This is a genomic window from Flavobacterium sp. ov086 (assembly GCF_900187965.1).
Classification (GTDB): domain Bacteria; phylum Bacteroidota; class Bacteroidia; order Flavobacteriales; family Flavobacteriaceae; genus Flavobacterium.
On the sequence record NZ_FZNL01000001.1, the window covers coordinates 1 to 24,097 of the forward strand.

General features: G+C 31.9%; 20 protein-coding genes. 14 read left to right on the plus strand and 6 right to left on the minus strand.

The genetic code is table 11. The features are described from left to right. On the minus strand, window positions 1-281 hold a 281-nt coding region (locus CHB81_RS00005), incomplete at its 3' end, for a transposase (protein WP_141130343.1). Window positions 282-469: 188 nt separating this feature from the next. On the opposite strand from CHB81_RS00005, the gene rpsO reads away from it, so the two are divergent. Both rpsO and CHB81_RS00015 read left to right on the plus strand, forming a co-directional pair. Beyond that, on the plus strand, window positions 470-736 hold the full coding sequence (gene rpsO / locus CHB81_RS00010) for a 30S ribosomal protein S15 (RefSeq protein WP_026983900.1): 267 nt from the start codon (window positions 470-472) through the stop codon (window positions 734-736). Between the two features lie 164 nt (window positions 737-900). Further along, window positions 901-3,036, plus strand: a complete 2,136-nt coding sequence (locus CHB81_RS00015; protein ID WP_026983901.1) for a polyribonucleotide nucleotidyltransferase — start codon at window positions 901-903, stop codon at window positions 3,034-3,036. A 115-nt stretch (window positions 3,037-3,151) separates the two neighbouring features. Here the strand turns inward: CHB81_RS00015 and CHB81_RS00020 are convergent, their stop codons facing one another. Together CHB81_RS00020 and CHB81_RS00025 are read right to left on the minus strand one after the other, a co-directional pair. Beyond that, window positions 3,152-3,754 (minus strand): CDP-alcohol phosphatidyltransferase family protein, encoded by a 603-nt coding sequence (locus tag CHB81_RS00020; protein WP_089349852.1) that lies wholly within the window; start codon window positions 3,752-3,754, stop codon window positions 3,152-3,154. Between the two features lie 14 nt (window positions 3,755-3,768). Further along, on the minus strand, window positions 3,769-4,602 hold the full coding sequence (locus CHB81_RS00025; RefSeq protein WP_089349853.1) for a hypothetical protein: 834 nt from the start codon (window positions 4,600-4,602) through the stop codon (window positions 3,769-3,771). 102 nt (window positions 4,603-4,704) lie between these two features. Between CHB81_RS00025 and CHB81_RS00030 the strand changes: the two genes are divergently transcribed. The 11 genes from CHB81_RS00030 (at window position 4,705) to rpe (ending at window position 18,255) form a co-directional block, all read left to right on the plus strand. Then, window positions 4,705-5,667, plus strand: coding sequence for a helix-turn-helix domain-containing protein (locus CHB81_RS00030; protein WP_089349854.1), 963 nt, complete (start codon window positions 4,705-4,707; stop codon window positions 5,665-5,667). Between the two features lie 289 nt (window positions 5,668-5,956). Then, complete coding sequence (locus tag CHB81_RS00035) at window positions 5,957-6,703, plus strand: hypothetical protein (protein ID WP_089349855.1); 747 nt, start codon at window positions 5,957-5,959, stop codon at window positions 6,701-6,703. 4 nt (window positions 6,704-6,707) lie between these two features. Beyond that, window positions 6,708-9,491 carry a TonB-dependent receptor gene (locus CHB81_RS00040; protein WP_089349856.1) on the plus strand — a complete coding sequence of 928 codons (2,784 nt, stop codon included), beginning with the start codon at window positions 6,708-6,710 and terminating at the stop codon, window positions 9,489-9,491. Between the two features lie 4 nt (window positions 9,492-9,495). After that, entirely contained in the window at window positions 9,496-10,686 is a 1,191-nt protein-coding gene (locus tag CHB81_RS00045) for a DUF4249 domain-containing protein (RefSeq protein ID WP_089349857.1), read from the plus strand. Then, window positions 10,674-12,416, plus strand: a complete 1,743-nt coding sequence (locus CHB81_RS00050; RefSeq protein ID WP_089349858.1) for a hypothetical protein — start codon at window positions 10,674-10,676, stop codon at window positions 12,414-12,416. Before CHB81_RS00045 ends, CHB81_RS00050 begins: the two co-directional genes overlap by 13 nt. 180 nt (window positions 12,417-12,596) lie before the next feature. Continuing rightward, window positions 12,597-12,989, plus strand: coding sequence for a hypothetical protein (locus CHB81_RS00055; RefSeq protein WP_089349859.1), 393 nt, complete (start codon window positions 12,597-12,599; stop codon window positions 12,987-12,989). Between the two features lie 79 nt (window positions 12,990-13,068). After that, entirely contained in the window at window positions 13,069-14,826 is a 1,758-nt protein-coding gene (locus tag CHB81_RS00060; protein ID WP_254920899.1) for a tetratricopeptide repeat-containing sensor histidine kinase, read from the plus strand. A 157-nt stretch (window positions 14,827-14,983) separates the two neighbouring features. Then, entirely contained in the window at window positions 14,984-15,730 is a 747-nt protein-coding gene (locus CHB81_RS00065; RefSeq protein WP_089349860.1) for a LytTR family DNA-binding domain-containing protein, read from the plus strand. 201 nt (window positions 15,731-15,931) lie between these two features. Then, the gene (locus tag CHB81_RS00070; protein WP_089349861.1) at window positions 15,932-16,183 is read left to right on the plus strand and encodes a hypothetical protein; all 252 of its coding nucleotides are present in this window, start codon (window positions 15,932-15,934) and stop codon (window positions 16,181-16,183) included. 155 nt (window positions 16,184-16,338) lie between these two features. Then, entirely contained in the window at window positions 16,339-17,202 is an 864-nt protein-coding gene (locus CHB81_RS00075) for an RNA polymerase sigma factor RpoD/SigA (RefSeq protein ID WP_007804760.1), read from the plus strand. Window positions 17,203-17,592: 390 nt separating this feature from the next. Then, on the plus strand, window positions 17,593-18,255 hold the full coding sequence (gene rpe / locus CHB81_RS00080) for a ribulose-phosphate 3-epimerase (protein ID WP_089349862.1): 663 nt from the start codon (window positions 17,593-17,595) through the stop codon (window positions 18,253-18,255). Between the two features lie 50 nt (window positions 18,256-18,305). Here the strand turns inward: rpe and CHB81_RS00085 are convergent, their stop codons facing one another. Further along, a complete protein-coding gene (locus tag CHB81_RS00085; protein WP_176427469.1) occupies window positions 18,306-19,154 on the minus strand; it encodes an AraC family transcriptional regulator in 849 nt (282 codons plus the stop codon). A gap of 86 nt (window positions 19,155-19,240) precedes the next feature. On the opposite strand from CHB81_RS00085, the gene CHB81_RS00090 reads away from it, so the two are divergent. Further along, a complete protein-coding gene (locus tag CHB81_RS00090) occupies window positions 19,241-20,776 on the plus strand; it encodes an MFS transporter (RefSeq protein ID WP_089349863.1) in 1,536 nt (511 codons plus the stop codon). 55 nt (window positions 20,777-20,831) lie between these two features. Here CHB81_RS00090 and CHB81_RS00095 read toward each other — a convergent pair whose 3' ends face one another. Together CHB81_RS00095 and CHB81_RS00100 are read right to left on the minus strand one after the other, a co-directional pair. Further along, window positions 20,832-21,617 carry a DNA/RNA non-specific endonuclease gene (locus CHB81_RS00095; protein ID WP_089349864.1) on the minus strand — a complete coding sequence of 262 codons (786 nt, stop codon included), beginning with the start codon at window positions 21,615-21,617 and terminating at the stop codon, window positions 20,832-20,834. A 145-nt stretch (window positions 21,618-21,762) separates the two neighbouring features. Next, on the minus strand, window positions 21,763-23,946 hold the full coding sequence (locus tag CHB81_RS00100) for a carboxy terminal-processing peptidase (RefSeq protein ID WP_089349865.1): 2,184 nt from the start codon (window positions 23,944-23,946) through the stop codon (window positions 21,763-21,765). Window positions 23,947-24,097 lie beyond the last annotated feature (151 nt).

Here is a 24,097-nt window from a genome sequence, read left to right on the forward strand (position 1 = left end):
AATAATGCTTTTTGCTTTTCCAATAATTTCACTTGGGCTTCGAGTTCCATTATCTTCTGTTCAGGTGTTTTTGCCATTTGGGTTGGGGTTTGGTTCTCCCAATCAAAGTTACCAAATTTTCTTAACCAATTTAAAACTGTTCCATGACTCTGAATACCATATTGTTTTCTTGTTTGAGTAATAGAAATATTTCCTTTTTCAATCTCACTAACAATTTGAAGTTTTAGTGACATACTGTAATCTCGTTGACTACGCTTTACATAATTTATTTGATCTTCCATAACGATGGCTTTTTGTGTATCGCTATTTCAGGACGAGACATGTAAAACAAAAAAAAGAAGAATCGCAATTATAGAGCCTTTTTTTCAGATTCTTTTATTTTTGTTTGATTCTTTTGTTTTTTTAAACTAATTTTGCACCGTCTTACAAAAGATGTACGACTACATAAAAATCATTAAATAATATTGGAATGTATTTAACTAAAGAAAAGAAAGAAGAGATTTTCGCTCAACACGGTGCTGCAACAAACACTGGAAGCGCAGAAGGTCAGATTGCATTGTTCACTTACAGAATTTCACACTTAACTGAGCACTTGAAAAAAAATCGTCACGATTACAACACTGAGCGTTCACTTGTACTATTAGTAGGTAAAAGAAGAGCTTTGTTGGATTACTTGAAAAAGAAAGAGATCAACAGATATCGTGAGATTATCAAAGTATTGAATATCAGAAAATAATCAATATAGAAAAGAGGTGCGAGAGTGCCTCTTTTTGTTTTTACATTACAAGCATTTTATAAGAAAAAAAGTTTGGTTTTTCATTGGGTTTTAGATTAACAACAACTACACACAACAACTACAACACAACTAAAACCCATTGTATAACCAATAAGGAAAAATTTATGATTCCACAATTATTTGTAGAAAAAATCGATTTAGGTGATGGCAGAAGCATCACAATCGAGACAGGACGTTTAGCTAAACAAGCTGATGGTTCTGTAGTAGTAAGAATGGGCGACACGATGATACTTGCAACAGCAGTATCTGCACGTAGCGCTAACCCAAATGTTGATTTTTTACCATTAACGGTAGATTATCGCGAAAAATTTGCAGCAGCTGGTCGTTTTCCAGGTGGTTTCTTTAAAAGAGAAGCTCGTCCAAGCGACAGTGAAGTATTAACAATGAGATTAGTAGACCGTGTTTTACGTCCGCTTTTCCCAGATGATTACCACGCTGAAACTCAAGTTATGATTCAATTAATGTCTCATGACGAAACTGTTATGCCAGACGCATTAGCTGGATTAGCAGCATCTGCAGCATTAGCAGTATCAGACATTCCATTTTACAACTTGATTTCTGAAGTACGTGTTGCACGTATCGACGGAAAATTCGTTATCAACCCAAGCAGAGAAGATTTAGAAAAATCAGACATCGATATGATGATTGGCGCTTCTATGGATTCTGTTGCAATGGTTGAAGGAGAGATGAAAGAAATCTCAGAAGCAGAAATGGTAGAAGCTATCAAATTTGCTCACGAGGCTATCAAAGTTCAAATTCAGGCTCAATTGCGTTTGCAAGCTGCTTTTGGTAAAAAAGAAATTCGTACTTACGAAGGTGAGAAAGAAAACGAAGAAATTTACAAAAAAGTAAAAGCTGCAGCATACGATAAAATATACGCTATTGCAAAAGTTGGTTCGGCTAAACACGAAAGAACTGCTGCATTTGCTGAAGTAAAAGAAGAAGTTAAAGCTTTATTTACTGAAGAAGAATTAGCTGCTGATGGAGATTTAGTTTCTAAATATTTCTACAAAACAAACAAAGAAGCTGTTCGTAATGTAGTATTAGAATTAGGTGTTCGTTTAGATGGTAGAAAAACAACTGATATCAGACCAATCTGGTGTGAAATTGATTATTTACCAAGAGTTCACGGTTCTTCTTTATTTACACGTGGAGAAACTCAAGCTTTGGCTACAGTAACTTTAGGTACATCAAGAGAAGCTAACCAAATTGATTCTCCATCTGAACAAGGTGAAGAGAAATTCTACTTACACTATAACTTCCCTCCTTTTTCTACTGGTGAAGCAAAACCATTAAGAGGAACTTCAAGAAGAGAAGTTGGTCACGGTAACTTGGCTCAAAGAGCTTTGAAAAACATGATTCCTGTTGATTGTCCTTACACAATTCGTATTGTTTCTGAAGTTTTAGAATCTAACGGTTCTTCTTCTATGGCAACAGTTTGTGCTGGAACAATGGCTTTGATGGATGCTGGAATTCAAATGGTAAAACCAGTTTCTGGTATTGCTATGGGATTAATTACTGACGGTGAGAAATTTGCTGTATTGTCAGATATTTTAGGTGATGAAGATCACTTAGGAGATATGGACTTTAAAGTAACAGGAACTGCTGACGGTATTACAGCTTGTCAAATGGACATCAAAATTGATGGTTTACGTTACGACATTATGGAGCAGGCTTTAGGGCAAGCACGTGAAGGACGTTTACACATTTTAGGAAAATTAACTGAAACTATTGCTGCGCCAAGAGCTGATGTTAAAGCCCATTCACCAAAAATCATTACCAGAACTATTCCTGGAAACTTTATTGGTGCATTAATTGGACCTGGTGGAAAAGTAATTCAGGAATTACAAAAAGCAACCGGAACAACTATCGTAATCAACGAAGTAAACGAAGAAGGTGTTATCGAAATCTTAGGTACAGATCCTGCTGGAATTGAAGCAGTATTGGCTAAAATTAAGTCAATCACTTTCAAACCACAAATGGGGGAAGCTTATGAAGTAAAAGTAATTAAAATGTTAGATTTTGGAGCTGTAGTAGAATACACTGCTGCACCAGGAAATGAAGTTTTATTACACGTTTCTGAATTAGCTTGGGAACGTACTGAAAATGTTACTGATGTTGTAAACATGGGTGATGTATTTGAAGTAAAATACCTGGGAGTTGATCCTAAAACTAAAAAAGAAAAAGTGTCAAGAAAAGCACTTTTACAAAGACCTCCACGTGAGGAGAAAAAAGAGTAATCAGATCTTAGTTTACTAAAGGTTTATTCATAGAAAACCCCAATTCATTTATTTGACTTGGGGTTTTTCGTTTTTATATTTGTTCAATTCAAAACAAATTAATTTCTCAAATAACTTATCCATTAAATAATTTGTGTCTTTTTATTGACTTTCCTTCTCTAATTAAATAAGCGTGGTAAGAACTGGGAACGTCATGCGTCCATTTAGGTAAAAAATAAATTATCAGATAAACATCAATATGCCCCACTATTCCAAAAAACACTGCGAGAAAAAAAGGAATTCCGGCATGACCAAACCCAATCATAGAAACAAAGGCGATCAACAATGTTATACCCCATAATTTAGATAAAAGAGCATGAGTACATGTTTCTTTTCCGAATTTTAGAATACTAAAAAGATAAGTTAAAGCTTCCATTATAAAAATCAAGATAATTGACCAGACATTATTTGTTATAATTTCGGGATTCAATAACCAAGAACAAAAAGCAACACAAAGCCAAAAAATCAAATCGGTCTGACTATCCATTCTTCGGAGTTTCTCTGATGAAACTCCAAATCTGCGTGCGATAATCCCATCAAAAATATCCGATAATAATCCAAGAAAGATCAAAAAAATAAGTTCTTTTCTAATTTCGCTACCATAATTGTAGGTCAGCATTATTAAAATGGGCCCTAATAAAAGCCTGAAAGCAATAAGGAAGATTGGTATATTTTTCATTTATTTATTTTTATTTATTTTCTAAACTGCCAGTTAAAAAAAGGAAGTTTACGTTTTCCATTTGTATTCCAAAGACCAAATTGCATCCCTCTTAAATCTTTAGAATTATTAAACAATCCGATCTGAATTCCTTTATGCTGTCTCGAAACATTCGATGTTCCAATTTGAATTCCATTACCATAATCAGATATATTTGCTAAACCTGAAATACTAACACCAGAAAAGCTCTTAGTATTTAATATTCCTCCAACAGAGAATCCATTCATTTTATTCATTCCTGAAATTATCGAAATATTCATCCCTCGCAGTTCTGCTCCGCCAGTAAATCCGCCTGAACTAATATTCAAACCATTTACCCTAATATAAGTATCTGTACAATCATCAAAAAAAGCTACATTACTAATAACATTGTCATTAATTCCAACAAACAAAGACTCAAAAGGAACATTAATTGAAATTGTAAACAAAGCCACTGACAGAGGACTGGCTTCAACATTTAATCCATTAATGGCTTGAAGCTTAATGTTTTTGTTCTCATAATGACCTACACCTAAAGCAAAACCATTTACTTTATTGACTCTTTTAGATATTGGAGATAAACTAAAAATCTTGATACTATCATTCCTTAAATTATTATTCGATTTCCATCTGAAATAATGCAGATCAATATCATTGCCATCAAATACTATTGAAGAATTTGGCGGAAGATTGCTAACCAAAGTATCTGTTATCTTTGGTGCCTTATTCTGCCCAAATACAAAACCATTAAACAATAAAACACCTATAAGTCCTACTCTGTAAAAACTGCCAAAATATTTGGCGCTCATAATTTGATTTATAATTTTCATATTATTTCTTTTAAAATTACAGGACAAACCTATTGCAATTATCACATGTCAATTTGCTTAAAACAATAAAACTATTTCTTATATTTGTGATTATCGCAAATTATGAAATATCAAGAATCATTTTTAAAGGCTATTAGAAGCAAAATCGCAAAATCAGCTTCTGTAATAGACGAGATTGCTACAGTTTTAGAGATAAGCTATGACGCATCTCACAGAAGAATATCTGGAAAAAGTAAATTTTCGATTGATGAAACTATCAAATTAGCAGATCATTTTAATATTTCGCTGGATAATTTATTTTCTAAAAAAGAAAAGGTAATCGTCGAAAAAACAATTGAAATAGAAACCTTAAAAGATATGCTTCACTATTTCAAGACATCAGCAGAACAAATCGAAGTATTAACTAAAAATCCAAAAACAACACTGTTTTACTCTGCCAAAGATATTCCGTTGTTTTATTTTATGGACGGAACGATTTTATCAAAATTCAAAGCTTTTGTCTGGCTCAACCTTTTAAACAGTCATCAAAAAAAAGTCGCTTTTGAAAGTTTTATAATCGAAGAATCTTTTGCAGAATACATGCAAAAATTAAAAAGTGCCTATGAAAACACTATAGTCAATGAAATTTGGAACGACACAACTATAAACAGTAGTTTACAACAAATTTTATACTTTCATGAGGCGGGTTTACTCTCTCTTAAAAATGCAAATGCTTTATGCAAAGACCTGAAAAGAATTATTAATTTAATTCAGGAAAAATGTAATATGCCAAATAATAATTTTAATATCTATTATAATGAGTTGATATTGTTAAACAATAATATGCTCATAGAAACAGAAGAAAAACTAACGATGTTCGTTCCTTACACACTTCTGGGATATTTCATTACTGACAATGAAGAAAGCTGCAGAAACGTACATCAATTTTTCAAACAGCAAATTATAAACTCAAAACCTTTGGGACAATCTGGTATTAAGGAACAAAATCTATTCTTTAATCGTGCCATCCGAAAAATAGATTATTATATTGAAAAAATTAATTCTCAAGTTGACTTATTATTCTAAAACTGAATATTTCTATAGTAGCTCATAAAAAATTTATTCATAAAAACCCCAAGTCCATTTGTTTGAATTGGGGTTTTCCGTTTTTAATGTTTTCTCAGAAAAAACAGTTCCTTTTTAATTTTACAAGGTATTTGTTTATAAAAAAGCCTCATTTATTAAACAAAATGAGGTTTCCCGTAAAAAATTATAGAGTTTTTATTACATTTTAACGTTTGTTGAATTTTTTGTCAGATATTTTTTTAATACTTTTGAAATCCACCAAACCAGAAACATAAAAACCACAATTCCTTTGAAAAATCACAAAAAACATTTCATCTGCATTCTCATATTTGGATTTTTATTAAATATTTCAAATTTATACAGCCAAAACAATAAAGAAGAGTCATTTTACAATTGGTTTGACAACTCTATAGGCAAAGAAAACCTAAGCATTAACAATGGACCGGCTTATAAAGATACTTATGTAACAATTGGCGATAATAATATGTACTACGTTGCCAATAAATTCATGAAGGGTAATGTAACTTATGACGGGCAAATCTATTATGATCTAAATATCAAATACAATATTTTTCAAGATCAATTGATTATAAACCCAATTGGTGAATCTAAGTATTCTTCAATAGCCATTATCCAAGACAAAACATCTGCATTTTCTATAAATGGTAAAAATTTCGTAAAACTCAACAAAGAAGTATCTGCGTTACCACAATTAACCACAGGATATTATGAATTGACAGTTCTTCGAGAAGGTTTTAACTTATATACCAAACACTTTAAAAAGATAGAAAGCAAGACTCAGGACTACAAAGCATATTCTTATTTTACAGAAGACAATACTTATTTCATTTTTTATAAAAACGTCTTTTATACCAGTAATAGTAAAAGTGAGATTATAAAAATATTCCCGGACCAAAAAAAACAGATTAATGATTTTTATGCAATGAATAGAGAAATTCGAAAATCAGACAACGATCAATTTATGATCAATCTCCTTAAATTCATTAACACTTCTCTATCAATTACAGAAAAATAAACTTATGAGAAAACTTCTACTTATTATACTTACTTTACTTTTCAATCAATTCATATTTGCACAAGAAACAAGCGATAAAGTATCACTTGAATTTAAAGATGCGGATCTAATGACCGTAATTCAAACTATTGAAGCATCATCATCTTATAGATTTTATTTTGATGCCGAATGGATTAAATCAAACAAAAACTTATATACAGGAAGCTACAAAAATGTTTCTATTGATGAAGTATTAAGCAAAGTCTTCAGCAATACAAACCTTAACTTTCTTGTTCTAAAATCGAAAATAATTCTAACAAACAACAGCAGTATACATAATAAATTGCCTGCTAATTATTTTCCGAAATCAAATAATAACTTAGCAAATCAACCTGGCAGAACGATTCAAAATCCAATATTTTATCAACAATATGATTCTCTACAAAATAGTAGTGGTTCCAAAAAGAACTTAGCGATAACTTTCATAGGAAAAGAAACAGATATTACAGATAAAAAGAATTCTACTATTTCAGGATATATCAGAAACGGGTCGACAAACAAGCCTGAGCCTAATATCTACATGAAAATACGCAACAAAAACATAAGTGCGGTTAGTGATCAGGACGGACATTATATTTTACAGGTTCCTCCGGGAATTAATGTGATCGAAATTAAAACGCTTAGTTTCAAAAAGCTTGCACAAACAATAATGGTTTATAATGATGGTCCGCTTGATATTGAAATTCAAGAAGACACAAACTTATTGGACGAAGTTATCATCAGAAGCAAAAGACCAAAAACGGTAGAAAGTGTTATTTCAGGACTTGTGTCTATTGATATTGAAGCTGTAAAAAATGTACCATTAATATTAGGAGAACGCGACATTCTTAAAGTAGCCACTACTTTTCCGGGGATAAAAACTACTGGAGAAGGTTCTGCCGGATTTAATGTTCGCGGAGGAAAAGAAGATCAAAACTTAGTTCTTCTTGACAATGCCGTTCTTTATAATCCGCAGCATTTCTTAGGGTTTTTCTCTGCAATAAATCCTTATACCGCAAAAAAAGCTGATATTTATAAAGGAAGCATACCTGCTGATTTTGGTGGACGTTTATCTTCTGTTTTTGATATAAGCACTAAAAATGGTAATGCCGAAAAATTTTCAGGTGAAGGTGCCATTGGTCCAATTACCTCTAATATTACTGTAGGAATGCCTATCCAAAAAAATAAATCAAGTATTATTGTTGGTGTAAGAGCCACTTATTCTGACTGGATTCTAAAATCTTTGGACAATGAAGATTTAAAAAATAGTGAAGCCGGATTTTATGACGGAATCATGAAATACAACAACACTATTAACAAAAACAACTCGGTAGAAGCGACTTTGTATTACAGTCATGACCGTTTTAGAATAAGCTCAGATTCGTTGTATAAATACAGTAACCGTCTTGCTTCTGCAAAATGGGATCATACATTTAATAAAAAGAATAAAGGATCATTGTTTTTTACCAATAGTGAATACAAATTCAACATTGATTATGATTCTAACAACAAGAATGCCTTTGATTTTGGATATAAAATCAATGAAACGCAACTTATGCTAAAACTTAACTATTTGTATAGTGAAAAACACAGTATAAACTATGGTATTTCGAGCAAGCTTTACAATGTTAGCCCAGGATATCAGCATCCAAAAAATCCAGATTCCCCTCTGGTTCCAATTGATATTGAAAAAGAAAGAGGCCTTGAATCGGCTATCTTTATATCTGATAACTTTAAGTTGAACAGTAAATTGTTAATCGATATTGGATTGCGTTATTCTTTTTATTCGGCATTAGGAGAAGCCAATTCACGCCTATATCAACCCGGTTTACCTCTTGATGACGCATCGTATACTGAAACAAAACATTATGGAAACAATGAAGTAATAAAAACATATGGAGGTATTGAGCCTCGTATCGCTGCTCGTTATTTCTTTACGGACGATTTCTCTATTAAAGCAAGTTTTGATCAGACAAGGCAATACATACACCTTCTTTCAAACAACGTAACACAATCTCCAACGGATACGTGGACTTTATCGAATACGAATGTAAAACCTCAAAGCGGACAACAATATTCATTAGGTTTATACAAAAACTTACATGATAATGAAATCGAACTTAGTCTGGAAGGATACTATAAAAGATCACAAAATATATTAGACTACAAAGTTGGTGCAGAATTAATCCTGAATGACAGAGTAGAGACTCAGCTTTTGCAAGGAGAAGGAAAAGCATATGGTGTTGAGTTTTTAATAAAAAAATCAGTTGGAAAATTAAACGGATGGATTGGATATACCTATTCCAGAACACTGATAAAACTTGACAGTAAATTTGATTCTGAAATAGTAAATAACGGTAAATATTTTGCTGCAAATTTTGACAAACCTCATGACCTGAGTGCCGTTTTAAATTATAAATTTACAAAACGTTATAGTTTATCGTCTAACTTTTTATACCAGACCGGAAGACCAATTACCTATCCTATTGGAACATACCATTATGGAAATGCAGAATATACTTTGTATAGTGACAGAAATAAATATCGAATTCCGGATTATATCCGTTTAGATATTGGGCTTAATATTGAAGGGAATCATAAAATAAAAAAACTGGCACATAGCTTCTGGAATATATCCGTGTATAATGTGTTAGGCAGAAGTAACCCGTATTCTGTTTATTTTGTAACCGAAAAAGGACAAGTAAAAGCATACAAAACGTCTATTTTTTCTATTCCGGTTCCAAGTATAACTTATAATTTTAAATTTTAACGAAATGAATTTTAGAACCGAAATAATAAAACATACCAATAAAATCATTCTTTTCTTTCTGCTAAGTTTTTTCATTAGCAGTTGTTCAGAAAGCTATAACCTGCAAACTGATACCTATGAGGAAGCTATAGTTATAGAAGCTACTTTGACTAATGAACTTAAAAAACAAGAAATAAAGATCACCAAAACTTCCCGATTCGAAGATGAAGAGGTTGTTGTAGAAACCGGCGCAAATGTGGTTGTGAAGGATAATCTTAACAACGAATATGTTTTCACAGAGAATTCTGGTAAATATGTTTCGCAATCTGAATTTGAGATTCTTCCTAACAGACAATATACTTTAGAAATAAAAACCAAAGATGGTAAAGTTTATAAATCATCTTCAGAAACGTTACCAACTGTAAGTCCTATTATAAGCATTACTCCAAGCGTGGTTGTAAACAACAAAAACGAAACTGGTGTACAAATGAACGCAAACAGTTATGATCCAAACAGAACTTCTAATTATTACCGATATGAATATGAAGAAACTTATAAAATTATAGCACCTAGATGGACTTCTGACAGAGCAGTTGTAACTGGTCCTAAAAATATAAAAATAGACGAGGATAATGATCCAGCCAAAAGAATCTGTTATTCCACAATAAAATCAACTGATATACTCGTAACCAGTACAAACGATCTAGCAGAAGATCGTGTTAATTTCCCTGTACGATTTATTAAACAAGATAATTATATTATCGCGCATAGATATAGTATACTTGTAAAACAGTATGTTGAAAATAAAGCAGCTTATACTTTTCATAAAACGATGAAGGAGATATCGAGCTCTTCGAGTGTATTGTCTCCAAAACAGCCTGGTGTGTTTTCAGGAAATATAAGATGTATTAGTAATGTAGACGAAAAAGTTATGGGGTATTTTGATGTTGCATCTGTATCCTCTCAAAGAATCTTTTTTAACTATACAGACTTTTTCCCTCCTACAAATACTCCTGCTTATTTTAGTGCGTGCGAACCTATGCAGCTTAAGTTCTGTTTTGAATCTAATGTAACCCCTCCATGTGATGGATATACCATTATTTCAGGTCTTCAAAATAATTCATTATCCTATTTCTATGGTAACTATGTAGAAACGGCATGCGCAGATTGTACAACATTTTCATCTAACATAATACCTTCATTTTGGAAAGAATAAAATACATTTTACTATTGGTATTACTTATCAATACAAAACCGATTATAGCGCAAAACACTTCTATAAATGAGAGTGTATTTATCCATGCAAATGCAACGACTTTTGTAACTGGAGAGAAACTTCTATATAAAATTTATAGCTTAAAAAATACAGACAAAACACCAAGTCCTGTTAGTAAAGTAGCCTATGTTGAGCTTATCGATCCTACTGGAAAAAACATTTTTAAGAACAAACTTTACCTAAAAAATAGTACCGGAGAAGGCGATTATTTTATCCCTACAACCATTAAAACCGGAAGTTACAAACTGATTGGCTACACTAATTGGATGTTAAATTCAGATGCTTCTAAAATATTCCAGGTTGATATTAAAATCATAAACCCTTATCAAATTAGCGAATCAAATTTAACAGAAAATAAAGCCATTTCTGAAAAAGCAAATCTGGCAAATTCAGCATCAACTTCTGGAACTGTCCCTCAAGAAAGTTTATCAGATAAAAACTTTAAAATAAAAGTAAATAAAGATGTTTTCGCGAATCGCGAAAAAGTTACATTAGGCATTGAGTCTTCGGCATTATCACCAGAGAAAGGAAACTACTCCTTATCTGTTAGAAAAAAAGATAATTTACCTACAATAAATCAATTAACACCGGGTGAATTTGCTAAGATTTCGGCTGAAATTGAAACAAATTCCCAAAATAAAGGTGCAATAATTCTTCCTGAGCTTCGTGGAGAAATGATTTCCGGTAAAATAATTTCAAAAAGTCCGGTAAACAATAGTCTACAAAATATAATTGTTGCCTTGTCTATAGCAGGAAAATCGTTTGCTTATAAAGCTGTAAAAACAAATGAAGCAGGGCGTTTTATTTTTAATTTAGACAAACCTTATTATAATAACGAAATAGTTATACAAATTATAGGCGACCAAAAAGAAAATTACACTTTAGAACTTGACAAAGCAAATGAGCCGGATTATTCTAAACTAGCATTTCAATCTAACTTTAATTTATCAAGTGAGATCGAAGAAACCTTATTAGAAAGATCTATTGCAAGTCAAATTGAAAATGCATACTATACGGATAAAATAGACAGTATAATTAAACCGGACTATACAGATCCGTTTTACTACCCGGTTGCCAAACAATATTTACTTAGTGATTTTACAAGGTTTCCATCCTTAAAAGAAACCATTACCGAAATAGCAACAGAACTGTATTATAGACAAAATGGTGCCGATTACTCTTTGCATGTAAACGATTATAGCCTTCATACACAATTACCGGAATCGCCATTAGTGATCGTTGACGGTTATATGTTGCAAAATATAAATGAGCTATTCAATTTTAATATGGCAAACATGTATAGTATCAGTATCATAACTGGTCAATATTATGTGGGGCCTAAAGTTTTTAACGGTGTAATAAGTTTTGTTACTGTAGACGGTAATTTTACTAGTTTACAAAAAGACAATTACATCTTTAAGCCTACCGTTTTGAGGCCTTCTGTAAAGAAATCATACTATAGTCCCAATTATACTGTCGGGAACAATTTGCAGCGAATTCCAGATTATAGATATCAATTATTATGGAAACCAGATGTAAAATTAGATCAAAAAGAAGATGATATCTATTTTTATACTTCTGATGTCAAAGGAAGCTTCGAAGTTGTTTTAGAGGGTTTTACAGAAAACGGACAACCGGTTTATCTTTCTAAAACTATTAGTGTGGAATAAAAGTGAGCGTATTTTGGGGAATTAACTAACAAAATAGGGCAAATTCAGGAAGAGTTTTAACAAATAGTCAATAAAATTAGAGTTAATGAAGAAAAACTAAAGGTATTTCATAATTTATTCAAAGAAAAAAAATACCTTTAGCCTACCAAAAATAAAAAATTTAACCCTAAAAACCCTATTATGGACTTCAACGTTATCCAGATTACAAAAATTAATTCAATCGATTTTGTGTTCTCAGACAAAACGAACATTACATTTCCTGTTGCTCCTTTAGTTTCAGCAACAACTTATCAAAACCAAAACGTAAAAACATTAAAAATCTGTTCTACATTGTACATTAACTCACAAGACTCTCAGAATCCGGTCGTGGGAACATTAACTGAAAATGGAGATACTGTCGAAATTTATTTTGACTATGATTGGGACGAAAGTACTCCTGACACTTATGATGTTTGGTATGTTGAAGCAGACTATACTTCTGATACAATTGGTAATATTAAATTTGTTACATCTTATTTAAGAAACATTGATCCTATTACTTCTAGAGGAACTACAACTGGAGTAAATGGATAATGAACCACTTTTGGTCAATAATAAGGTATATGGTTTAATAAATAAAAAAACAATTATTAACTTAAACCATATACTTTAAATGAGAAAAAAAAGAAACATACAAAAAATGCAAGCAACTAAATTATTTGTTTCGCTGATACTTTGTCTAAGTTCTTCACTTCTTTTCTCTCAAATAAAAAACTACAATAATGTAGACGAGGTATTTTACAAAAAAGCCAACGAATTCAAAAATGAGATAAACTTTAGAAAAGCTCTCTATTTTTTCAATAAAAAAAACTGGGACTCTACTCTAGTATATTCTATGAAGCAATTAAGCTTAAGTAAAAATCAAGAGCTAACTAATTATTGCCATTATTTTAGAGGATATAGCCTTAGAGAATTAAAGCTACTACAAGAAGCAAGGTCTGAACTAAACTTAATTTCAAAAAAATTCATCCTATATCATTTAGTAAACTATAAATTAGGAGCAATTTCTTTGGAACTGAATGAATTCGAAAGGGCTATAACCTATTTTCTTGAAGCTGAGAAAGCATATACAAGCGAAGAAAAAGAATACAAAATAAGTTCACTTTATTCGAATCTAGGAACTTGTTATTTACATCTAAATAAATTCAAATTAGCTGAAATTTATCTATTCAAAAGTGTAAGAATACAAGAAAAAGAGAAAGATTCATTACCAATCATAAACTCATACTTTAATATTGCAAACTTATATTACTTGCAATACAAAGACCAACAAGCAATTCCTTATTTTGAAAAAGCATACGTTTTATCTAAGAAAGTAAAAGATTTTAATAAAAAAAGAGATGCTTCTCTAAATATGACAGTAGTAGAAGAAAATAGAGGTAACTACAAAAAAGCACTAATTTATAGAAAAGAATATGATCAATGGAAAGATTCTTTAAACAACCAAAATAAAGTTTGGGCAGTTGCTGACTTTGAGAAAAAGTTTGCCGTGGCTCAAAAACAAAAACAAATCAAAGTACTTCAAATAGAAAACAAGCTTAAAAATGCACAACGTAATGGTTTGTTTTTCTCAGCAATTGGCTTATTATTAATTTTAACCGCCGGTGTTTATCTTTACGCTCAAAAAATAAAAAACGGCAAAATTATATTGCTCCAAAAAAACAAACTCGACGAACTCAATGCGACTAAAGATCAATTGTTCTCGATAGTAAGTCATGATTTAAGATCTTCTGTAAACGCACTCAAAACAAGTAATGCAAAATTATCAGCGACTCTAGAAACCAAAAATTACGATGAGCTTAATCAGCTTATCATACAAAATAGTAGTATTGCCAATGGCGCTTACAGTTTATTAGACAATTTATTGCACTGGGCAATGCTGCAAACCAAACAATTGTATTTTCATAAAGAATCTGTTCATTTGTACTCTATTGTACAGCAAATTGAATACAATTACAAACCTTTACTTCTTGATAAAACATTAACTTTTGAGAATTCGGTTTCAAAAGGTATCTTCATTTTCGTAGATCTTGATTCGTTAAAAATTGTACTCCGAAATTTATTAGACAATGCAATTAAATTCTCTAATGAAAACGGAAAAATAAATTTTTATACCGAAGATACAAATACCGAATTTTGCAAACTTATTATTGAGGATTCGGGCATAGGAATGAAAGAAAGTACTATTCAGGAATTACTTTCAGAAGGTGAATTATTATCAAAGAAGGACAATTCTGAAATTATAGGAACTGGTTTAGGATTGCAATTGTGCAAACAAATGATCAGGAAAAATAGCGGCACTATAGCTATAGAAAGTGAACTAAACAAGGGTACAAAAATGATTTTGACTTTCCCAAAAACAATTACTTAGTGCACTTTTATAAAGCAAATAAATCACGACAAGATCTTTGTTTAGATAAGTATTCTTAAAAAATACGCTTTAAACAATCCTTTTCTCTATAATAATTCTTTACTTTACTCCACCAAAAGGCTTATTAACAATACTTGCTTTCCCAAAAACAATAAAAATGGACAATATCAATGTTTTAATAATAGAAGATACTCCAGAACAAAGCGATGCACTTACCAAAGTATTGCTTGAAAACAATTACACCGTTGCCGGAGTAGCCAAAAACTTTACGGATGCCATAAAGCTTTTTTACGAAAACACCGTTGATATTATTATCATCGATGTGTTTCTTGACGGAAAACCAGATGGAATTACTTTTGCAGAGTCTATAAACATTATTCCGAATGCTTCAAAACCATTTGTCTTTTTGACCAACTCACAAGACCGGGAGATTTTTGAACGTGCAAAACTCACAAAACCTTTCAGTTTTTTAATGAAACCTTTTAATGAGTTAGAAATTCTGTATGCTATAGAAATGGCAGTCGAAAAATTCTACGAGCAAACAAATGTGTTTCTAAGCGAAGAACAAGACACTGTAATCAGCAATGATTACTTATTTATAAAGAAGAAAAACTCGCTAAAAAAAGTTGCCATAAACGACATTCTATATATTGAAGTCGAAGAAAGATATTGCAATATTATTACCGAAAAAGAAAAATTCGTCATTCAAATTTCGCTAACGAAAATCAGTAATTTATTAGATAAAAATAAATTCATAAAAACGCATCGGAATACTATCGTTAACACAGACAAAATCGAAGAGATCATTCTAGCCGATAATCTCGTAATCTTAAAAGGAAATCACAAAATAAATCTAAGCGATACTTATAAAGATTTTATAAAAAAGATGAATATTTTGTCTTAAAAACGACACTTTTTTACATCGAAAAAATCTCAAAATCCTCTTTATTTCAAAGAGGATTTTTTTGTTTTAGATCCATAAAACCAAGTATACATTTCTCTTTAGAGACTTTATGACACGAAAACAAGCTTTCATGACATTTTTCAGTAATAACCGTAGAATCAAAATTATTTTTACGCTCAGAAACAACAAAAAAAACTATCAATGAGAATTGCGTTAATCAGCCAGCCAGACATGAGAGCTTTATCAATCATAAAAAAAATCATCAATAATCCCTGGGTTGGAATTGTTGTCTCGTTAGGAGTAATAATTCCCTGTTTGTACGAAATTCTGGATGATATTACGGTTTTTAGAAAAGAATATATACTATTATTAATCTCATTTCCGATCTATATAAAGTCACTTAAAAAGATATTCGACGAAATTTTAGATGCCTCTGATGATTTTTCGGAGTAAAAATAAATTTTGCCCCTCCTGATAAAACACTCCAAATTAAGCTTTTAATAAGGAGTGTTTTTCTTTTTTTAAAATATTTCACAACTTGTTGTAACTTTTTTGCATCTTCTTACGTATAACTAATTGTACACTTAAAAATTGAGGAGACAAAAAACATGAGACAACTTAAAATCACCAAGCAGGTAACCAATCGTGAAACTGCATCGTTAGACAAATACCTACAAGAAATTGGAAAAGTTGACCTAATTACCGCTGATGAAGAGGTAGAATTAGCACAAAGAATAAAGGCTGGTGATCAAAGAGCTTTAGAAAAATTAACAAAAGCCAACCTACGTTTCGTTGTATCGGTTGCTAAACAATATCAAAATCAAGGTTTAACTCTTCCTGACTTAATTAATGAAGGAAACTTAGGTTTAATTAAAGCGGCTCAACGTTTTGATGAAACTCGTGGTTTCAAATTCATCTCTTATGCTGTATGGTGGATTCGTCAATCGATTCTTCAGGCTTTGGCAGAGCAATCTCGTATTGTTCGTTTACCATTAAACAAAATTGGTTCTATCAATAAAATCAACAAAATGTATGCTTTATTAGAGCAATCTAACGAGCGTCCACCTTCTGCTGAAGAAATTGCAAAAGAACTTGACATGACTGTAAATGACGTAAAAGAGTCTATGAAAAACTCTGGTCGTCACTTATCAATGGATGCACCTCTTGTTGAAGGTGAAGATTCTAACCTTTATGACGTTTTACGTTCTGGAGAATCTCCAAACCCGGACAGAGAGTTAATTCACGAATCATTACGTACTGAAATCGAGCGTTCATTAGAAACATTAACCCCTAGAGAGGCAGATGTAGTTCGTTTGTATTTTGGTCTTGGCGATCAACACCCAATGACTTTAGAAGAAATTGGAGAAACTTTCGACTTAACTCGTGAGCGTGTTCGTCAGATTAAAGAAAAAGCAATCCGTAGATTAAAACACACTTCAAGAAGTAAAATTCTTAAAACCTATTTAGGTTAATATTTAAAGATATAAATCCCAATCCCGATGCTTCGGGATAAAAATTCCAAATACCAATTACTGTTGGAATTTGGAATTTTATTCGAAAAGTATTATACTTGGGACTTTAAAGCAAACAACAGTTTGATTGACTGTTCGTTTTTTGATTGATGATTGAAACTCCGGCTGATTACCGGAGTTTTTTATTTTTTAAAATTTTCTTAACCGCAAAGAGCGCAAAGATCTTTTTATCCTTGGGAATGTTGTAAAAAACGGAGAGTTCGCAAAGCTTTGCGAGCTTTAAATTTTGTTAAAAATCATTTACAAATCCTTTGCGAACTTTGCGTAAACCTTTGCGCTCTTTGCGGTTAAAAAAATTATCTTTGCAAAAATAACACACACAACTACACAATGAAAAATACACTTATTGCTCCTTCTGTTCTTGCAGCCGATTTTGCCAATTTACAACGTGATGTCGAAATGCTTAATAACAGTCAGGCTGATTGGTTTCATATCGATATTATGGATGGAGTTTTTGTTCCGAATATTTCTTTTGGGATGCCTGTTTTAGAAGCGATTTCAAGACATGCAAAAAAATATATTGATGTACATTTAATGATCATTGATCCGGATCGATACATTAAGACTTTTGCCGATTTAGGCGCCAATGGCTTAACCGTCCATTATGAAGCTTGTACACATTTACACAGAACACTTCAGGCAATTAAAGCCGAAGGAATGAAAGCAGGAGTTGCAATCAACCCACATACTAATATTGATTTATTAGAAGATGTAATCAATGATATTGACCTAGTTTGTATTATGAGTGTAAATCCCGGTTTTGGAGGACAATCATTCATCGAAAATACTTATGCGAAAGTAGCTAAGCTAAAAGCTTTAATTACACGCAAAAACGCTTCAACATTAATTGAAATTGATGGTGGTGTAACAAGCAAAAACGCAAAACAATTAGTAGAAGCCGGAGCTGATGTTTTAGTAGCAGGAAGTTTTGTTTTTAAAGCCGAAAATCCAACTCAAACTATTACCGAATTAAAAGCTTTGACCGCTTTTTAAATTCCAAATGAGATAAAAAATAGAAGCCGAAGAGAAATCTTCGGCTTTTTTTATGTCAATTCGTTCTGTAAAACTTTAGCTCTTCTATATCCTGTCAAGCTAATATTTCTATGTTTCTTGAAAAATTTATTGAGATGACTTTCATCTGAAAAACCAAATTCATCTACAATTTCATTAATTCTCATATCACTGAAACTTAAGCGATGCTCGATCAATCGTATTTTATAATTTGAAATAAAAGACTGAATCGTTTCTCCGCAATGATTTTTAAAATAACTTCCAAGATACGTATCTGATATATCAAATTTCTCTGCTATAGCCGAAGCTTTTAATTTTTGAGGAAAAAAAATATTAGTCTGTATATAATTAATAATCTCCAAAATTCTTTTATCGGCGCTCTCTTTTATACCTTTTGGTTTTATTTTAGCAATGTTTCGAGCAGCAATCACAATAAGCGCATTGACATAATGCGTTATTAAATCTTCATCATAAATATCCTTATTCTCTATAACATGAATTAAAGAATCCGATATAGATTTAACAAGGAATTCATCTGCTTTTCGTTTCAGAATCCAACCTGATAAATGTGACGCATAATGCAACAAACAACCAATATGATCAATACTTTTTGATTTATATTCTTTTACGTATTCACTATTAATTTTAACCAATAAAAATTCCGTAGTATTTACAATGTCAAAAGTGTGGTAATCATTTGGCGTTAGTAGCATTAGATTTCCCGTTTGATAAGATATTGCATTTCCATTGATATGAAGAAATCCATTTCCCGAAATAACATAAACCATCTGAAAAAAACTGAATTGTGAATTTGTAATTGGGCACTCCTCTACCTTTTTATAAATCACCTCTACCGATTGATGCATGTTTTCTTTTCTCATACTACAAAAGTACTTTTTTATCATTAAATTATACCGAAAAAATAAACATACTCAGTATAATTTTGCTAAAAAATACAATAGAAAAAATGAAGCAAAAATTTTACTCCAGCAAAAACACAGTCGTTCTCATTGCGATTTGTTTAGCCACATTAATGTTCTCATTAGAAATTTCAAGCGTTCCGGTTATTCTGCCAACGCTCGAAAAACTATTAAACGCTAACCTTCGGGACATGCAATGGATCATGAATATTTACACTATAGGCTGCACCACGGTTTTAATGGCAGCAGGAACATTAGCAGATCGATATGGCCGAAAACGTATTCTGATTATTACTTTAATTTTATTCGGAATTTCATCCTTAGTTTGTGGTTTAGCAGAAAACATTACCATATTAATAATCAGTCGTTTTTTTCAGGGAATAAGCGGTGGTGCAATGTTAATTTGCCAGGTCGCTACTTTATCACATCAATTTCAAGAAGGAAAAGAACGCAGTAGCGCTTTTAGTATCTGGGGTATTATTCTAGGCATCGGATTAGGTTTTGGACCTATAATAGGAGCTGCAGTCATAGCAATATTGTCCTGGAAATGGGTCTTTCTAATACACGTTCCTATAGCGGCTATTGCTGTACTTTTGGTTTATGGTTATGTAGATGAATCTAAAGATTCTGATGCTAAAAAATTAGACATTTGGGGAATGACCACATTATCTATAGCGGTCTTTGGATTGAGTTATTTTATCACACAAGGACCAGATCTTGGCTTTGCAAGCCCTATAGCATTAAGCATTATTGGTGCTACAATAATCAGTTTCATTCTATTTTTGAGAGTCGAAAAAACAAATCCTTACCCGATGTTTGATTTTTCAGTATTCAAAATCCGCAATTTTTCAGGCGCTATACTTGGTTCTATCGGAATGAATTTTAGCTTTTGGCCCTTCATCATTTATTTGCCTATCTATTATCAAAGCTGTTTAGGATATGATGTAGTTACGGTAGGAATTTCTTTGCTTGCCTATACTCTTCCCACATTAATTATCCCTCCTTTTGCCGAATATCTTTCGGTTCGATATCGCTCAGGAATCATAATTCCAATAGGACTTTTTGTAATAGGACTCGGTTTTATACTTATGAGATATGGCAGCATCGCAGAACATGCAAGCTGGCTAACAATGCTTCCGGGTTCTTTACTCGCAGGAATTGGATTAGGTTTAACCAATACACCGGTAACCAATACAACTACAGGTTCGGTTTCGTCTAATCGCTCCGGAATGGCCTCAGGAATAGATATGAGTGCAAGACTAATTACTTTATCTATTAATATCGCTTTAATGGGATTTATCTTGGTCGAGGGAATTTTCTCTTATCTGAATAACGCATTTCCTGGATCTGTAGAGAAAACTACATTACGGCTTATTTCGGAAAAAATAGCAGCAGGAAATTTTTCATCACTTACCAATGATTTTTCAAAACTAAACACATTAAATTCATCAGAATCAGTTTTACAAGCAGCACTTGCACATGGTTTTGAAGTAATATTACTCTATGGAGGAATTGGTGTTTGGATATTAGCTGTTATGAGTTTTATATTATTCAATCCCAGAAAGGCAGAAAGCAATTTATAAATTAAAAATAGCAAAGCTTTTATTCTGAAAAATAAAAAATAAGACTATCGCCGAGTTAAAAATCCTTACTACTTTTTAAATTTTTCAGATTAGGAAAGAAATCAATTCCTGTCATTTTTTCAAGAGTTTCAATAGGAACGACAAAATCATAAAGCGACTTATTACTGTCTTCATTTGGAACCAAAAAAGCAATTGCCTTATGTTCTTTGCCGGATTTAGTCAAAATAATTTTATAAAAATATTTAGGGACAGCAACATTTTCTGTCCCTATTTTTTTATCTGAATCTTTCAAAATTCCGCCAGTTACTACATAAACATCATTATACTTTCCTGCCCAATAACGTGTTTTTTGTTCTAATCTGTTCCAGATTCCGCTATTGAAATCATGTTTTTGAGGAGAAATATTGGAGGTATAAAAAGTATCATTATACGCATTCTTATCAAACTCCATATCTCCGGCAGGACAAAGATGCCCTTTGTCGTAACCAGATTTCTTGTAGTTTCTCCAATCTGCAGAACCCGTTGTTACTTTTGGATCTTCAATAAAATATGGGCGTTTATAATCGCCGTTTTTCAGATATTCTTTCTTTAATTCATACGCAACCCATTCGGCTTGTTCATACTTTTCATTATATGAAAGCGTATAATATTGATGTTTTACAATTTGTTTTGTTGTCGAAGTTGGCAAATAAGCAATCGTGTACAAAGAATCAGAATTACTATGATTAGTAACAAAGGAAGCTTGTGGTTCTTCCTGCATTAACTCTTTTTGACTATTATCTTCTTTTTTACAGGACAAAAACACAAAACTTATCAAACCTAAAACTATATAATTCTTCATTAACTTTATTTTTCAATATTCAAATCTGAGTAATCACTTTTTACAGATCACAAATTACTTTCTTACACCATATAAACTTACAAAAAAACGCTCCATAAATTTAAATTTATGGAGCGTTTTAATAACAAATTAATTCTCGTTAGAACTAAGATTTTACCAATTTATCCTTTTTCATTCTAGGAGTAACACTGTTTTTTACATAACTCTTAGACTGTAAATCATCTAAAACATTTAAAGCCTCCTCTACATAAACGTCTTTAGCTAATGCTTGGTGCCAAGCCTCTCTTTTTTCTTTTAATGTAGCGTCATTATTCATTTCAAGTTCTTCGTAAGGCAATGATTTAAAAACTAAATTGTTTTTGTAATCTGAAATAGGTTTGTATTTTTTACCTTCATTCTCAACTTGCTCCTGAGTAGCTTTAAAACTATTAATATTTAAGCTATAAGTATTCTCTTTATTTTTAACATCAATCCATTTTGCATTGTCTTCAATCAATTTGAATTGTGCATTTTGAGCAATTCTGTTTTTACTATTATCGATTGCTTTTGCAAAGTTTTCGTTTGAAGTCCAAGTGCTATAATCAGCAGGATCGATTTTATCCCATGGCATTGCATTGTCAATATCACGCTCACCCATTTTTAAGTAAGCATAACGATCCGGCATCACAACATCACTATGAACACCTTCTAATTGAGTAGAACCTCCATTGATTCTATAGAACTTTTGTCCGGTAATTTTCAAAGCACCAAGATCTCCATAATTTGCATTACGAACAAACTGATTCAAATCAAGTACATTTTGTACCGTTCCTTTACCATAAGTTTGTTTACTACCAATGATAACCCCACGTTTGTAATCCTGAATTGCAGCAGCCAAAATCTCTGATGCAGATGCTGAGAAACTGTTAACCATAATTACTAATGGTCCGTCCCACTCGATTTTTTTATCTTTATCGTATAAAACTTCTTTCTTTTTTCCAGCTGATTTTACCTGAACAATTGGTCCTTCTTCAATAAATAAACCTGCGATATCAACAACAGTAGATAAAGATCCACCACCATCATCACGAACGTCTAGTACAATTCCGTTGATATCTTCTTTTTTCAGTCTTTCAACTTCAAGAGCAATATCTTTTCCGGCATCACGACCGTCTTTATTTTCAAAATCAATGTAGAATTTAGGCAAATAGATTACTCCGTATTTCAATCCGTTTCTTTCTACAATACTAGATTTAGCGTACGTTTCTTCGATCTCAACAACATCTCTGATAATTGAAATTATTTTGATTGTTCCGTCAACTTTTTTAACGGTAAGTTTAACCTCAGTTCCTTTGTGACCTTTGATTTTTTTCACAACATCATCCAGACGCATTCCTACTACATCAACAGGCTCTTCGTTTCCTTGTCCAACTTTCAAAATTAAATCTCCAGCCTCAAGTTCTTTTCCTTTCCATGCAGGACCTCCTGAAATCAATTCATCAATTTGAGTAAAATCATTTTTCTTAGTTAATCTTGCTCCAATACCTTCCAATTTTCCACTGATATTAACATCAAAACGGTCTTTTTCTTCTGGCGCAAAATAGCTTGTATGCGGATCAAAACGAGTCATGATCGAGTTTACATAAACAGAAAACCAATCTTCCTTATTCAAATCTTTAATTAAACTGAAATTGTCATCTAATGATTTTAGAGAACTATCACGAGTTTCTTTTTCTAAAGTTTCAAAAGATTTTTCTTTATAAGCAGGATCTTTTTTCTTTTTATCCTCTTCTAATTTTTGTTTAGCAACAAGCGAAGAAAGAGTTGACAATTTAATTTGTTTTCTCCATCTCTCGTTAATTTCAGTCGCATTTTTTGCATACGGAATATGCTCATAATCCGCATTAAAAGTCTCATCAACATTATAGTTGAAAGGCTGCGCTAAAATAGTCTTATAACGCTTTTTGCTTTCTTCCATACGTTTCATCAATCTTGTATAAGTAAGATTGAAAAAAGTCAAATCTTTGTTCAAAAACTGATCGTCTAACTGCAATTCATATTGTTTGAATTCGTCGATATCAGACTGAAGAAAGAATCTTTTTGAAGGATCTAACGCATCGATATAATCTTTAAAGATTCCTTTTGAAAACTCATCATTTATTTCAGCAGGACTATAATGTCCTTTTTCAATAACAAAAGCAAGCAATTCTAAAAGCGTTTTATCTCTATTTGGATCCGGATCTACCGTCTTGTCTGCATTAATCTTAAAAGCAAACAAGGTCAATGACAAGCATAATACGGCTATAAGTATTTTATAATTTCTTTTCATAAACTTAATAATAGCATTCATCAAATTTTTTAATCTAAGTTACGGTAAAAACTGTGCCAACAAAGCCAAGCCCACTATAATTTTTTGTTAAAGATATAAAAATGTTTGACGCGCTAAAATCTTCTTTAAATTAGTTGACAAATTTTGTTTTATTTGTGACTATTCTACGAAA